The following is a 14,694-nucleotide window of genomic DNA, read 5'->3' on the forward strand; positions in this document are numbered from 1 at the left end:
GTCGCTCAATCCCTGGTCAGCTTGCGGTAGGTGACCCGGTGCGGACGCGAGGCGTCCACGCCTAGGCGCTCGGTCTTATTGGCCTCGTAACCCTCGAAGTTGCCCTCGTACCAGTACCACTGCCCCTCGGAGACGTTGCCCTCCCACGCCAGGATGTGGGTACAGGTCCGGTCGAGGAACCACCTGTCGTGCGAGATCACGACGGCGCAGCCGGGGAACGATTCGAGCGCGTTCTCGAGCGAGCCGAGCGTCTCCACGTCGAGGTCGTTGGTGGGCTCGTCGAGCAGGATCAGGTTGCCGCCCTCTTTCAGGGTCAACGCGAGGTTCAGGCGGTTCCGCTCACCGCCGGAGAGCACGCCCGCCGGCTTCTGCTGATCCGGCCCCTTGAAGCCGAATGCGCTGACGTAGGCGCGCGAGGGCATCTCGTTCTGGCCCACCTCGATGTAGTCGAGGCCGTCGGAAACCACCTCGAACACCGTCTTCTTGGGGTCGATGTTCTCGCGGCCCTGGTCGACGTAGCTGAGCCTGACCGTCTCGCCCACCTTGACCGTGCCGCTGTCCGGCTGCTCGAGGCCCACGATGGTCTTGAACAGGGTGGTCTTGCCCACGCCGTTGGGTCCGATGACGCCCACGATGCCGTTGCGCGGCAGCGTGAACGACAGGTCCTTGATCAGGACCCTGTCGCCGAAGCCCTTGGTGAGCTTGTCGGCCTCCACCACCACGTCGCCCAGGCGCGGAGGCGTGGGGATCTGGATCTCCTCGAAGTCCAGCTTGCGCAGCTTGTCGGCCTCGTCCGCCATCTGCTCGTAGCGCTGCAGGCGGGCCTTGTTCTTGGCCTGGCGGGCCTTCGCGCCGGAGCGCACCCAGGCGAGCTCCTCCTTGAGGCGCCGCTGCAGCTTCTGATCCTTCTTGCCCTGCACCTCGAGGCGCTCGGCCTTCTTCTCCAGATAGGTCGAGTAGTTGCCCTCGTACGGGTGCAGCTTGCCGCGGTCCACCTCGCAGATCCACTGCGCGACGTGGTCGAGGAAGTAGCGGTCGTGTGTGACGGCGAGCACTGCGCCCGGGTAGCTCGCCAGGTGCTGCTCGAGCCACAGCACCGATTCCGCGTCCAGGTGGTTGGTGGGCTCGTCGAGCAGGAGCAGGTCCGGCTTGCTGAGCAACAGCTTGCACAGCGCGACGCGGCGGCGCTCACCGCCGGACAGGTGGGTGACGGGCGCGTCGCCGGGCGGGCAGCGCAGGGCGTCCATCGCCTGCTCCAGCTGCGAGTCGAGGTCCCACGCGTCGGCGTGGTCGAGGTCCTCCTGGAGCCTGCCCATCTCCTCCATGAGCTCGTCCGAGTAGTCGGTGGCCATGAGCTCGGCGATCTCGTTGAAGCGGTCCAGCTTCACCTTGATCTCGCCGAGGCCTTCCTCGACGTTCTCCTTGACGGTCTTTTCCTCGTTGAGAGGCGGCTCCTGCTGCAGGATCCCCACGGTGGCGCCCGGGTCCAGGAACGCCTCCCCGTTGCTGGGCTGATCCAGCCCGGCCATGATCTTGAGGATGCTGGACTTGCCGGCGCCGTTGGGTCCGACCACACCGATCTTTGCGCCGGGGTAGAAGCTCATCGTGACGTCGTCGAGGATGACCTTGTCACCGTGCGCCTTGCGCACCTTCTTCATGGTGTAGATGAACTCCGACACCTGCACACTCCCAACTGGGCTCTACGCCATACGGGGCATTCTGCGCCCTACTGAATCCTCTGCCACCGGACGTCCGCGGCGCCGTCCCGGCACTTCCGCCGACGTCGCCCGCTCCCCGGTGCACGTGGCCGCCCGCGGACGGCCACCCAGGCCGCAACCCTACCGTGCGGGCGGGGCGCGCCGCCCGGCCGTATTACGCGGAGAGACGCCCGCCTCAGCGCGGACGCGTCTCCCGCACCGAGCCGGGCGGCGTCGCTTCAACGGCACGTCACGCTTGCACGGTCTCCGGCTCCCGGGCCTCGCGCGCGGGCACCGCCGGCACGCCCGAGCGCGGGGCGGCGTCGCCGGAATCCTCCGCCGCTCCCGGCTCCTCGCGCGGATCCGGGTCCCGCGCGCCCTCGGCGTCCCAGTCCCCCCGCTGCTCGCCTTCCCCCCGCTGGTCACTTGTCGCCCCGGGGTCCCCGGACTCCGCGTCGCCGGAGGTCCCGCCCCGGCGCTGCTGGTCCACCCGCTCCGCGAGGCACCGCGCCAAGTCCAGCCCGACGGACACCGCGCGCATCTCCATCACGCTGCGCCGCTGCCCCTCGGCCGTCGTGTACTCGCGCAGCCGCACCGGGCCGTGCGCGATCACCGGCGCGCCCTTGACCACGCCGAGCGCCACTCCGTTGACGAGCCGACGCCAGCAGTTCACCGTCAGGAACAGCGAGCTGCCGTCCCGCCAGCGCTTGTCCTCCTCGGACCAGTACCGCGCCGTGCTGCCCAGCCGGAAACTCACGACCTGCCCCGCCGGCGTATCGCGCCGGTCCGGCTTGTTCGCCACGTTCCCGATCACCGTCATGTACGTCTCGAACACGCGCGAGACCCCCTCCCCTCGTTCCGGTCCGCGCCGTGCGGACGGGGCGCCGCTCAGGAGCACCGGCACCGACAATGCCGCACGCCGCGGTCGGGAACCGGCCGGATCGACATCCACCACGCCGGATCTGGGGATAACTCCGGGCCTGTGGAGAACCCGGGGATCGGTCTTGACGCCGCGACGAAGGCGCAGTATCAGCGCACGGCGCTCACGGAAGGCGGGTGGATCCCTCGCCGGCAGGGTCCCGGCCCGGATCGCCGCGGGACGGGTCGCCGCCGCCGGCCGCATCGGCGCCGGCCACCGCGTCGCCCTCCTGATCGGCGTGGTCGCGCCGCGCCAGCTCCTGGAACATCGCGTTGTACGACTCCAGCTCCGCGTCGTGGTCACGGTCCTCGCGTCTGTCGTGCTGACGCGCCCGCCGCTGATCGGACCGGGACCATTGGACTCCCAGCGCCACCATGATCAGCAACAGCGGCAATTCCCCCGACGCCCAGGTTATGCCGCCGCCGGTCTGCTGGTCGCGCAGCAGATCCGTCACCCACGGCAGGGCCAGGCCATGGTAGTAGTCGTAGCCCATGACCGTGTCGGTCATCATCAGCGCGATGCCGAAGAACGCGTGCAGCGGCAACGTCGCCATCACCACGCCCAGCCTGGTCACCGGCTCGAGTCTGCGCGGGGCCGGGTCCACCCCCAGGACCACGTAGTAGAACAGGTACCCGCTGAGGAGGAAGTGCAGGTTCATCAGCACGTGCCCGGTGTGGGTGGACACGATGTCGCCGAAGATCGGCGTCAGATACAACCCGTAGAACCCGCTGACGAAGATCACCGCGGCCACCACGGGATGGGTCAGGAACCGGGAGACGCGGCTGTGCAGCGCCGCCAGCAGCCACTCGCGGAGGCCGGGCACGCCGTTTTTCCCTGCGGGTTTCAGCGCACGCAGCGCCAGCGTCATCGGTGCGCCCAGCACCAGCAGCACGGGTATGAGCATCGACATCGCCATGTGCGCGCCCATGTGCACGCTGAACATGGCCATCGTGTAACGCCCCACCCCGGAACTGGTGGTGAACAGCAGCAGGAACGCACCCGCCATCCAGGCGATGGTGCGGCCCACCGGCCAGGCGATGCCGCGCGACCGCAGGCGGCGCACCGCCAGCAGATAGACCACCGCGATGACGATGGCGGCCGTGCCGTACAGCAGGTCGAAGCGCCAGTCGAACAGCAGGCGCATCAGCGTGGGCGGGCCGTCGAGGGTGTAGCCCAGCAGCACCTCCTGGATGCTCAGTTCGCGCCCCGGCGGCGGTGGCGGCGCCCCGCCGAGCGCCACCGCCAGCCCGAACGTCGCCGAGAACACCATCACCTCGACCGTCGCCAGCCGCACCAGCGGACCGCGGGCCGACGCGTCGCGTTGCAGCGCCCGCACCGACACCCGGCGCTGCTGCAGGCCGATGCCCGCGAGCACGACCAGGGCCGCGGCCTTGCCGACGATCATCCAGCCGTACGTGGTGGTGAACAGGTCCGACGGGGTGACACGCACCAACGCGTTGATCACGCCGCTGACCGCGATGACCACCAGCGCCACCGTCGCCACGTGCGAATAGCGCCGGACCACGACGTCGGTGCGCGCGCCCTTGCGCCGCGCATGCGCGAGCACCGCGAACAGCCCGCCCGCCCACAACGACGCGGCCACCAGGTGCAGCACGAGCGAGTTGGTGGCGATGTCGTGGTTGCCGCCCGAGCCGGAATGCCCCGTGATCGCCAACGGCATCAGCGTCAGGATGCTCAGCGCCAGCAGCGGCGGAGTCCAGCCCCACCGCAGGATCAGCCGGCAGCCGATCGCCAGGATGACCGCGAAGATGGCCACCCACAGCCACGCGCGCGACGCCTCCACCTGTTCGATGCCGCTCAGCGCGTTGTCCGGAAGCATCGCCTCGGAAAGCGGACGGCCGGACACCTCCGACAGCTGCAACGGGATCATCAGCAGGGCCACGGCGGCCCAGACGATCGCCGCGACGGACGCGGTGCGCACCGCGCGGTACCCGTCGACGTCGAGGACCCCGCTGCGCTGCGGCGGAGCCAGGAACGCCGCCAGCAACAGCGAACCGATGGCGATGACCGCGGAGATTTCCCCGGCCGCGCGCAGCACCGGGATGCCGTAGTCGGTGACCGCGCCGGCGCTCGCGATGCCCAGCGCACTGAGCTTGGCCGTCAACGAGAGGCTCGAGAGCATCGCCGCGACGAGCGCCGCGATGCCGGCGCACACCACGAACAGGCCGCCGATCGACGAACCGCGGGAGCCGGGCCGCGCTGGGCGGGCGCCGCCGGGGGCGCCCTCGGCCCCGGCGGACGGGTCCTTCCCGGGCAAGTCCGGTTCACGCGTATCCGGATCACGCGTATCCGGATCACACGAATCCGGGTCGCGCGAGTCCGGAGTCGAAACGAGGTCGGACGTAGCCATGCCTACAGGGTAAGCGGCGCCGCAAGGCGCGCCACCTGCGAGGGGACTCCAGGTAGTCCCCGTCACGATTGACACTCCGCGGCCCCGCGTAGAATCTCGACTCGTCCCGGGACCGCCCGGGACCGGCCTCCGTAGCTCAGGTGGATAGAGCAAGAGCCTTCTAATCTCTAGGTCGCAGGTTCGAGTCCTGCCGGGGGCGCCGTGACCTGTACGAATCCGAAGTGGTTGCCCGTCGGCCGGTGCCACTCTCCCAATGCTCTCCCGGCCCGCCCCGGCGGAACCGACGGCCCCGTCGTTGCGTCGTAGTAGTCGACGGCGCCGCGGGGGGTGGCGCCGTCGACGGGGGGAGGCCGTAGTGGAACCGAAGAATCCAGCCGGGACCGGAACCGGGACAGGGACGGATGACGGGCCGTTGAGCGTGGACGTGGATGCGCTCCGCGCCTTCGGGGCTTCGGCCTCGGAGGAATCGACGGCGGTGGGGGCGATCGAGTCCGCGGCACGGTTGTCCGCAGCCGCCGAGGCCCTCGCGGGGTCGGCCGTCGGCGCGGCGCTCGCGCGGGCGGCCGGGCCGCTGCGCGAAGCGCACCGCGCGTTCGCCGGGGAACTGTCCTCGTTGGCCCACGCCGCGTCATCCAACGCCGACGCCTATGCGCGAGCCGAGCAGGCGATCGCCGGGGCGGTGTCCTGGCCGGCAGACGGGGGCGCACAGTGACCTCACCTGCTATCGCATCCCGCCGTCTCAGCATCGCTGAGGTGCGGGCGCTCGATATCAGCAGCGTGCGTGCCGCCGCCAATGCCGCCGACACCGGCGCTGTGCGGTTGGCCGCCGCCCGTGACGACGTCGAACGGTCGGCGCGGCGGCTGTTCGGTTCGTGGTGCGGAGCCGCGGCGGAGGTCGCGCGCGGGTCCGTCCGTTCCGCCGAGTCCCGCGGTGATGCCGCCGCCGGCCGCGAACACCGCGTCGGCGCATGCCTCGCGGACGCCTACGAGCGACTGCGCATCGCACGCTCCGAAGTCCTCGGCGAGGTCCAGGAGGCCGTCGTGGAAGGTGTGTTCGTGGACGAGGCGTCGGCCGCCGTCCGCGTCTCCTGGCACCATCCGGAGCTGGAGAGCAAGGCCAGGCTCGCCGCGATCCGGATCACGGAAGCCCTCGACGGCTTCGCCGCGGTCGACGCCGATGCGGCCGCCGCGGTCGACGCCGCGATGTCCCGCACGGACCCGGTGCGCGCCGCCGGCTGGGGCGACGGCGGCGTCGGTGCGCTGTCCGCCATGACGGCCGCGGCGGGCGCCGCTCCCACCGTGCCGTCCGGTACGCCGGCCGACAACCGCGAGTACTGGCGGTCCTTGGGCCACGGCGAGCAGGCCGAGCTGATCGCGGTGCGCCCCGCCGCGGTGGGGGCTCTCGACGGCATCCCCGCCGACGCCCGCCACCGCGCCAACATGCACCTGCTGGACACCGAGGAGGACCGGCTCGAGCGCGAGGCCGACAGAGCCCGTCGTGCCCACGCCGACGCGCAGCTCACCCGGGCTCGGGCGAAGCTCCGCGACCTCGAGACGGTCCGCACCGTGATGGCCGCGAACCCGGCGGCCCGGCTCATGACCCTGGACATGCGCGGCGGCGCCCGCGGCCGGGCGGCCGTCGCCGTCGGCGACCCGGACACCGCCGAGCACCTCGCCGTCACCACGCCCGGCGTCAACACGACCGTCGAGGGTTCACTCGCGACGATGGTCGACGAGGCCGAAGTGCTACGCGCCGCCGCGGCGGCGCAGATCGCCGACGGCGCCGCGCCGAACCCGGGCGGGGCGGCCGACGACATCGCAGCGATCGCCTGGATCGGGTACGACGCGCCGCAGCTCCCGGGCGACGATCCCGCCGAGCTGGCATCCGGCCTGATGGACACGGTCACGCCGGGCACCGCGCGCGACGGCGCCGCCCGTCTGGCCCCGTTCTTGGACGGGCTCCAGGCGGCGTCGCAGCACCCCGATCCGCACATCACCGCGCTCGGCCACTCGTACGGTTCGATCACGACCAGCCTGGCCCTGCAGAACCCCGCTATCGGCGGGGCCGTGGACGACGTCGTCTTCTACGGTTCCCCGGGTGTGATGGCGGATGATCCCGGCGATCTGGGGCTCGCCCCGCATCACGCGTACGTGCTGGAGGCGGACGATGACGAGATCGCGGACATCGGCGCACTGGAGTCGCCGTCCGCTCCTGCACTGACCCGGGTGCTGGACCAGTTCGGCCCTGATCCCGGCGCGCTCTCGTCGTTCGTGCAGCTGTCCGCGGACGAGGCGACGGCCCCCGACGGCAGACATCTCGACGGCGCGTCGGAGCACGGCGACTACACCCGTCCCGGCCCGGACGGCGGGCTGCGCACATCCACCTACAACATGGCGGCCGTGGTCTCCGGGCGCACCGGGAACCTCATCCGCAGATAGGAAGATCGGAAAGGCCCTCCCCCGGGCGAACGTGGTCGATGCCCGACCCGGCCGGCATGCGACGGGTCGGGCGCCGATCGGGTCAGCGCTCGCCGGGGTCGCGCACCACGACGAGGGGGCAGGGCGCGGAGTGCAGCAGGGCGCGCGAGGTGGAGCCGACCATCATGCCGGTGAAACCTCCGCGCCCCCGGTGGCCCACCACCAGCAGCTGTGCGTCGTCGGCGTGGCCGAGCAGGTGCCGCACCGGACGGTCATGCACCACCTCACGGCGGATCGTCACTCCGGGGAATCGTTCCTGCCATCCCGCGAGCGACTCTGCCAGGACCGCGTCCTCACGCTCCTGGATCGATTCCCACTGCAGATGCGGCTCGTCCAGGCCGGTCAGCGGAACGTCGCTCCACGCGTGCACCACCTCCAGGTCGGCGCCGCGCGCCTGCGCCTCCGCCAGCCCGAACTCGAGGGCGGCCGTGCAGTGCGGCGACCCGTCGACCCCGACCACGATGGGCCCGGCGCCCAGCGACTCCTCGGCTCCGGTCCATCCGCGGACGACGGCGACAGGGCGTGCGCCGTAGGCGATCAGAGCCGATGTCACCGAGCCGGCGGCGCGCTCCGGCGACTCGCCCAGCCCGCGATCGCCCAGCACCACCAGGTCGGCATCACCGGCCAGGTCGAGGATCGCGGGGGTCGGCGGCCCCTCCCGCAGGCGCGTCGTCACCCGGTGATCCGGTCCCAGGACCCCCCGCGCCACCTCCTGCGCCCGGTCGAGTGCGCGCTCGCACCGCTTGCGCAGCGCATCGAGGAAATCCGTACGCGCACTTCCGGCCTCACCGGATGGCACCGGCAGCTGGACCGCGCAGCCGATCGTCAGCGGACGGGCGTGACAGCGTGCGTGCAGGGCCGCCCACCGCGCCGCCCCGAGCGCCGCCGTGGAGCCGTCGACCGCGGCGAACACTCCGACCGACGATCCCTCGTCTCCCGCGCGTTGCTGCGTCATTTCGCCCTCCCCGTCGTGGTGCGAGTGCGTTCGAGGTGCGGACACCGGCCTCAGACTAGACCGGGCGCATGGTGAAGGCGCGAGGAACCGGGACGACGACCTGCTGCGGGCTATCGCGCCCCGCGCCGCGGAATCGGGGTCGTATCCCGCGCCGCGATGTGCGCCGGACGCGGCGCTTCCGCCTCGAACGGGTCGACGGGCGCGTTGTCGACGCTGTTGAAGACCAGGAAGATGTTCGAACGCGGATAGGGAGTGATGTTGTTGCCGGAGCCGTGCATGATGTTCGAGTCGAACCACAGGCCCGCTCCGGCGGCGCCGGTGAACTGGTCGATCCCGTACTCGGCGGCGAGCTCGGTGACGTCGTCGTGGCCGGGCACCCCGACGTTCTGCATGACCAGGGAACGGCGGTGATTGTCCGACGGGGTCTCGCCCTGCCCCGGAACGAAGTGCCGGTGCGAGCCCGGCATCACCATCAGGCCGCCGTTGAACGGGTAGTTGTCGGTCAGCGCGATGGACAGGCTGACCGCCCGCGGCGTGGGCAGCCCGTCCTCCGCGTGCCACGTCTCGAAGTCCGAATGCCAGTAGAACCCGTTTCCTTCGAACCCCGGCATGTAGTTGATGCGGCTCTGATGGATGTACACGTCCGACCCCAGGATCTGGCGGGCCGCGCCCAGTACGCGCGGGTCCCTCGCGAGCCCGGAGATCATCCCGGAGATGCGGTGCACCTCGAAGATCGACCGGATCGCCCCCGACCCGGGTTCCCGGACCACCCGATGGTCCTCCACGAGTGCCGGGTCCCCGGTCAGCCGCTCGAGCTCCGACCAGTACTGCTGCACCTCCGCCGGTGAAAGGAGCCCGGGCACGACGGTGTACCCCTTCTCCTCGTGGCCGCGCAGCTCGCCCGCGCTCAGCGGCCCGTCCGCGGCGCCGTCCCGGCCCTCCGACCACACCACCGAGTGCGGCCGATCGATCCAGCGCACCCGGCCTCCCGGCTCCACGCACGCCGACGACCGGGTGGGATACCGGTCGGCGATGCGGGAACGCGGGACGCGACCGGTCGGTGCCGCCGGCGTCGCGCGGTACGGGTGCTGTTGGGAATCGGTACGCATTGTCTGACGGAACCTCCGCTCTTCAGTGCTGCTCCCCGGGACGGTCACCACCGCACGAGCGGCGCCGCCGACTCGGGCCGTACCCCACCTATATCGCTTCACCGCCACGCGTGCACGTCCGGGTCGGCTCCGCCGTGGACCGCCCGCACGCATGGCCGCCTATGCAACAAGTTGCACTGCAACCACGTGCATAGGTACGGTTCCTGCGTGGCACTGGAGCACGCGATCCTCGTCGCCCTGTCGGAACGCGCCGGCAGCGGCTACGAGCTCGCGCGCCGGTTCGACAAGTCCATCGGCTTCTTCTACGGCGCCAGCCACCAGCAGATCTACCGGACGCTCAAGCGCATGGCCGCCGACGACTGGGTGACCTGCGAGGCCGTTCCGCAGAGCGGGCGGCCGGACAAGAAGGTCTACGCGGTGGGCGGCCCCGGCGCCGCCGAGCTGCGCGACTGGCTGACGCGGCCGTCGGATCTGTCCACCATCCGCGATGAGCTCAGCGTCAAGATCCGCGCCGCCTCGCACGGGGACGCGTCGGCGGTGCTCGCCGAAGTGCGCCGGCACCGCACCGAACACCGCGCCCGGCTGGAGGCATACCGCCGGATGCTCGCCAAGGACTTCCCCGACCCGCACGCCCTCGCGCCGCTGCAACTCCACCAGTTCCTGGTCCTGCGCGGCGGTATCCGCATCGAGGAATCGCTGGTCGAGTGGTGCGACGAGGTCTCCTCCGCACTGGACGGCACCGTACTGGACGGCGCCGAGACCGTCCGCCCCTGACCCCGCCGGCCCCGCCCGGCCCGACGAAAGGCCCGCTTTGACCGCATACCCCGCCCTGTTCAGTCCGCTGGACCTCGGATTCACAACGCTGCGCAATCGGGTCGTCATGGGTTCGATGCACACGGGCCTCGAGGACCGCGCCAAGCACATCGGCAGGCTCGCCGAGTTCTACGCCGAGCGCGCCCGCGGCGGGGCCGGCCTCATCGTCACCGGCGGGTACGCGCCCAACCACGAAGGCTGGCTGATCCCGTTCGGCGCGATGATGACCAGCCACCAGCACGCGCGGCGCCACCGGAAGATCACCGACGCCGTGCACGCCGAGGGCGGGAAGATCGCGCTGCAGCTCCTGCACGCCGGCCGCTACTCGTATTGGCCGCTGTCGGTGTCCGCGTCGGCCGTCAAGTCCCCCATCAATCCGTTCAGGCCCCGCGCGCTGAGCGGACGCGGCATCGAGAAGGTGATCCGCGACTTCGCCCGGTCGGCGCGCCTGGCCCGCAGTGCCGGGTACGACGGCGTCGAGATCATGGGCGGCGAGGGCTATTTCATCAACCAGTTCCTGGCGGAGCGCGTCAACAAGCGCAGCGACCGGTGGGGCGGATCCGCAGAGAACCGCCGGCGCATCGCGGTGGCCATCGCACGTGCGGTGCGCGAGGCCGTGGGCGCGGACTTCATCGTGATGTTCCGCCTCTCCATGGCGGACCTCGTCTCCGGCGGCCAGACGTGGGCCGAGATCACGGCGCTGGCCCGCGAGCTGGAATCGGCCGGGGTCACCATCATCAACACCGACATCGGCTGGCACGAGGCGCGGGTGCCCACCATCGTCACGTCGGTGCCGCGCGCGGCCTTCGTCGACTTCACCGAGCGGCTCGCCAAAGAGGTGGGCATCCCGGTGTGCGCGTCCAACCGGATCAACATGCCGGAGACCGCGGAGGAGATCCTCACGTCCAGCGCGGTCGAACTCGTATCGCTGGCCCGCCCGATGCTGGCCGACCCCGAGTGGGCGCGCAAGGCCTCCGCGGGGCGCGCCGACGAGATCAACACGTGCATCGCCTGCAACCAGGCCTGCCTGGACCACACCTTCGAGAACAAGACCGCATCGTGCCTGGTAAATCCACGCGCCTGCCACGAGACCATCCTGACGCTGGGGCCGACCCGCTCCACGAAGTCCGTGGCCGTGGTGGGCGCCGGACCGGCCGGGCTGGCCGCGGCCACCACCCTCGCGGAGCGCGGGCACGCGGTGACGCTGTTCGAGGCGTCCGACCGGATCGGCGGACAGTTCGAGATCGCGCGGCGCATCCCCGGCAAGGAGGAGTTCGCCGAGACCATCCGCTTCTTCACGCGCCGCATCGCGATCACCGGCGTGGAACTGCGCCTGGGCACGCGCGCAGGCATCGACGACCTGGCCGGGTTCGACGAGGTCGTCGTCGCCACCGGGGTCGCCCCGCGCATCCCGCGCATCGAGGGCATCGACCATCCCAAGGCCGTCACCTACTCCGAGCTTGTCCTGGGCGGGCGCACCGCGGGCGGCTCGGTGGCGGTGATCGGCGCCGGCGGCATCGGCGTCGACGTCAGCGAGTTCCTCACCCACGACGCCTCCCCGACCCTGGACCTCGACGAGTGGATGCGCGAGTGGGGCGTGACCTACGACGAGGAGGCGCCCGGCGCGCTCACCGCGCCGCGGCCTGCGCCGTCGCCGCGGCGTGTCTACCTGTGCCAGCGCAAGACCAGCCGCATCGGCAAGGACCTCGGCAAGACGACCGGCTGGGTGCACCGCGCGGCGCTCAAGGCCAAGGGGGTAGAACAGCTCGCCGGGGTCGAATACCTCAAGATCGACGACGACGGGCTGCACCTGCGCGTCGGCGACGACTACCGCGTGCTCGGCGTCGACACGGTGGTCGTGTGCGCCGGACAGGAACCTGTGCGCGGGCTCGTCGACCAGCTGGCCGCGCGGGGCGTCACCCACCACGTGATCGGCGGCGCCGACGTCGCCGCCGAACTCGACGCCAAGCGCGCCATCAAACAGGGCACCGAGGTGGCGGCCGCGATCTGAGCCGGTCACGCGCGTGGAAGCGACCGACGTCCTGCAGCTGGCTTTCCCCATAACCGCGGAACGCTGAACAAGGGAGAATCCGGATACACAGGCGGTCATTAATTCTAGATGCTAGAATTCGCGTGTCCATCGCCTGACCGCACCGTGACCGGGTCCGGTGCGGTTCCGCGGAACTCTCGCCAGCGAAGGAACCGGACCATGACGTCCACCTCGAGCGCCGCGCGCCACCCGACCACCCACACCGCGCGCAGGCGCCGACGCCGGTGGCGGCACGGGGGTGCCATCGCCGCCACGACGGCGTTGGCCTTCGCATCGTCGATCGCACCCCCGCTGACCTCCGCACTCCCGGCCGCCGAAGCGTCTCCCGTTCCGGGCGCGCCACCGGAGGACGGAAGCATGCCACCGCCCGGCGCGAACGACTGGAGCTGCGAACCGACGGCCGAGCATCCGCGCGCGGTCGTGCTGGTGCACGGGACCTACAGCAACCAGGACACCTGGAACGCCATGTCCCCGGCGCTCAAGGCCGAAGGGTTCTGCGTCTTCACCCTGAACTACGGCCGGGACCTCTCGAGCGTGGCCGGCCGGATCCCGGGATACTTCGCGACCGCCGACATCGCAGAGTCCGCGGGGCAGCTCGCCGAGTTCGTGGACAGGGTCCTCGCCGCGACCGGGACCGTCCGGGTGGACATGGTGGCGCATTCGCAAGGCGCACCGATGAGTCGGCAGTATCTGCGATTCAACGGCGGCACGAATGCGCAGGACCCCACGCAGAACAAGGTTCTGCACCTGATAACCATCTCCGGAACCAACCACGGCACCACCATTTCCGGGCTGACGAATCTGGTCGCCGGCAATCAGCTCGCCGTCGACCTCGTGGAGCCGGTGGTCGGAGAGGCCACCGTGCAACAGCTGGCAGGAAGCCGGTTCATCACCCATCTCAATGCCGACGGCGACACCCAGCCCGGCGTCCATTACACGGCCATCGGAGATGAAGTCGACCTGGTGTCCACACCCCCGGAGGCGACGTTCTTGACGGCCGGCCCCGGTGCGACGGTGCGCAACGTCTGGGTGCAGAGCCTCTGCCCGGACGACACGACACGGCACGGCCGGATGCCGTTCGACCCCGCCGCCATCTTCATCGTGTTGTCCACGTTGAGCCCGGGCTACGCGGATACGCACCAGGTCACCTGCCCGGCGCCGGACCCGTCATCCCTGCCGATCCCGGTATCCCTGCCGATCCCCGCGCCGACGCCGGTGGCCGCCGCCGTTCCAGGGCGATGACCCGGCCGGTTCTCACAGAGAAGGAGCGAAAGCATGACCTCACCGAAGTGGCGCACCGGTCGATCCGCTTCGCCGCGTCGACGTCGCCGGAACCTCATGGGTTCGATCCTGTCGACCGCGGCGCTTGTGCTCGCGCCGATCGCGGGCACCGCGCCGATCGCCAACGCCGCCGAACCACCGCCCGCGCCACCGTCCCCACCACCGGAGGACGGCAGCGTGCCTCCACCCGGCGCCAACGATTGGAACTGCAAGCCGACTGCGGAACATCCCCGCGCGGTCGTGCTGGTGCACGGAACCTACGGCAACATGAACCGCTGGAACGTCCTCTCCCCCGAGTTGAAGGCCGATGGGTATTGCGTCTTCGCGCTGAACTACGGGAAGGACCCGGCGAGCCTGGCCAGCGGCATCCCAGGCTATTTCGCGGTGGCGGACATCGCCAAATCCGCCGGGGAGCTCGCGGTCTACGTCGACGAAGTGCTCGCCGCGACCGGGACCGATCAGGTGGACATCGTGGCGCATTCGCAGGGCGGGCCGATGAGTCGTCAATACCTGAAGTTCAACGGCGGCACCGATCCCGCCGATCCCGCCGACAACAAGGTGCTGAACCTGATCACCCTCGTCGGAACCAATCACGGGACCACCATCTCCGGGCTCTCCAACCTTGCGGCGGGCAACCCCGTCGCCGGAGACGCCGTGGCGGCGGTGTTCTCGACGGCTGTGCGACAGCAGCTGGTCGGGAGTCCGTTCATGACCGAGCTCAACGCCGGAGGCGACACGCAGCCCGGCGTGCACTACACGGCGGTCGGGGATCGGGTCGACATGGTCTCCACGCCGCCTGAAGCGACGTTCTTGACGGCCGGCCCCGGCGCGACGGTGCACAACGTCTGGGTGCAGAGCCTGTGCCCGGGCGACATGACCGCGCACGGGAACATCCCGAGCGACCCGGCCGCGGCATACATCGTGCTGTCCGCGCTGGATCCGGGATACGCGGCGAGCCACACGGTGTTCTGCCCGCCGCCGAGCTCGCTGCCGTTCCCCATGCCCGCGCTGTGACCGGCGT

The 14,694-nt window shown here is 70.9% G+C and carries 11 protein-coding genes and 1 tRNA gene; 7 read left to right on the plus strand and 5 right to left on the minus strand.

The window, feature by feature from the left end; genetic code table 11:
• Positions 1–5: 5 nt before the first annotated feature.
• From ettA to FO059_RS13100, 3 genes are all read right to left on the minus strand, one after another.
• Positions 6–1,679, minus strand: a complete 1,674-nt coding sequence (gene ettA, locus FO059_RS13090) for an energy-dependent translational throttle protein EttA (RefSeq protein WP_143909393.1) — start codon at positions 1,677–1,679, stop codon at positions 6–8.
• 268 nt (positions 1,680–1,947) lie between these two features.
• Positions 1,948–2,532, minus strand: a complete 585-nt coding sequence (locus FO059_RS13095; RefSeq protein WP_143909395.1) for a single-stranded DNA-binding protein — start codon at positions 2,530–2,532, stop codon at positions 1,948–1,950.
• Between the two features lie 208 nt (positions 2,533–2,740).
• Positions 2,741–4,987, minus strand: coding sequence for a cytochrome c oxidase assembly protein (locus tag FO059_RS13100; RefSeq protein ID WP_143909397.1), 2,247 nt, complete (start codon positions 4,985–4,987; stop codon positions 2,741–2,743).
• Positions 4,988–5,112: 125 nt separating this feature from the next.
• Here FO059_RS13100 and FO059_RS13105 point away from each other — a divergent pair.
• The 3 genes from FO059_RS13105 to FO059_RS13115 all read left to right on the plus strand — a co-directional run bounded on the left by FO059_RS13105 (position 5,113) and on the right by FO059_RS13115 (position 7,426).
• Positions 5,113–5,186, plus strand: a tRNA-Arg gene (locus tag FO059_RS13105).
• Between the two features lie 213 nt (positions 5,187–5,399).
• Positions 5,400–5,699: a hypothetical protein gene (locus tag FO059_RS13110; RefSeq protein WP_143909399.1), complete on the plus strand. Its 300-nt coding sequence runs from the start codon at positions 5,400–5,402 to the stop codon at positions 5,697–5,699.
• A gap of 41 nt (positions 5,700–5,740) precedes the next feature.
• Positions 5,741–7,426: an alpha/beta hydrolase gene (locus FO059_RS13115; protein WP_143909401.1), complete on the plus strand. Its 1,686-nt coding sequence runs from the start codon at positions 5,741–5,743 to the stop codon at positions 7,424–7,426.
• A gap of 82 nt (positions 7,427–7,508) precedes the next feature.
• Here FO059_RS13115 and FO059_RS13120 read toward each other — a convergent pair whose 3' ends face one another.
• Both FO059_RS13120 and thpD read right to left on the minus strand, forming a co-directional pair.
• Complete coding sequence (locus tag FO059_RS13120; protein WP_143909403.1) at positions 7,509–8,420, minus strand: universal stress protein; 912 nt, start codon at positions 8,418–8,420, stop codon at positions 7,509–7,511.
• 110 nt (positions 8,421–8,530) lie between these two features.
• Entirely contained in the window at positions 8,531–9,400 is an 870-nt protein-coding gene (gene thpD / locus FO059_RS13125) for an ectoine hydroxylase (protein WP_372497849.1), read from the minus strand.
• A gap of 336 nt (positions 9,401–9,736) precedes the next feature.
• Here thpD and FO059_RS18555 point away from each other — a divergent pair, with 336 nt between their 5' ends.
• The 4 genes from FO059_RS18555 (at position 9,737) to FO059_RS13145 (ending at position 14,687) form a co-directional block, all read left to right on the plus strand.
• Positions 9,737–10,303 carry a PadR family transcriptional regulator gene (locus FO059_RS18555; protein WP_143909407.1) on the plus strand — a complete coding sequence of 189 codons (567 nt, stop codon included), beginning with the start codon at positions 9,737–9,739 and terminating at the stop codon, positions 10,301–10,303.
• Between the two features lie 37 nt (positions 10,304–10,340).
• Positions 10,341–12,353 carry an NADPH-dependent 2,4-dienoyl-CoA reductase gene (locus FO059_RS13135; RefSeq protein WP_143909409.1) on the plus strand — a complete coding sequence of 671 codons (2,013 nt, stop codon included), beginning with the start codon at positions 10,341–10,343 and terminating at the stop codon, positions 12,351–12,353.
• Between the two features lie 198 nt (positions 12,354–12,551).
• Complete coding sequence (locus FO059_RS13140; RefSeq protein WP_158726395.1) at positions 12,552–13,634, plus strand: esterase/lipase family protein; 1,083 nt, start codon at positions 12,552–12,554, stop codon at positions 13,632–13,634.
• Between the two features lie 33 nt (positions 13,635–13,667).
• Positions 13,668–14,687, plus strand: a complete 1,020-nt coding sequence (locus tag FO059_RS13145) for an esterase/lipase family protein (RefSeq protein ID WP_143909413.1) — start codon at positions 13,668–13,670, stop codon at positions 14,685–14,687.
• Positions 14,688–14,694 lie beyond the last annotated feature (7 nt).

Origin of the sequence: Tomitella fengzijianii (genome assembly GCF_007559025.1) — a bacterium.
GTDB classification, from domain to species: Bacteria; Actinomycetota; Actinomycetes; order Mycobacteriales; family Mycobacteriaceae; genus Tomitella; species Tomitella fengzijianii.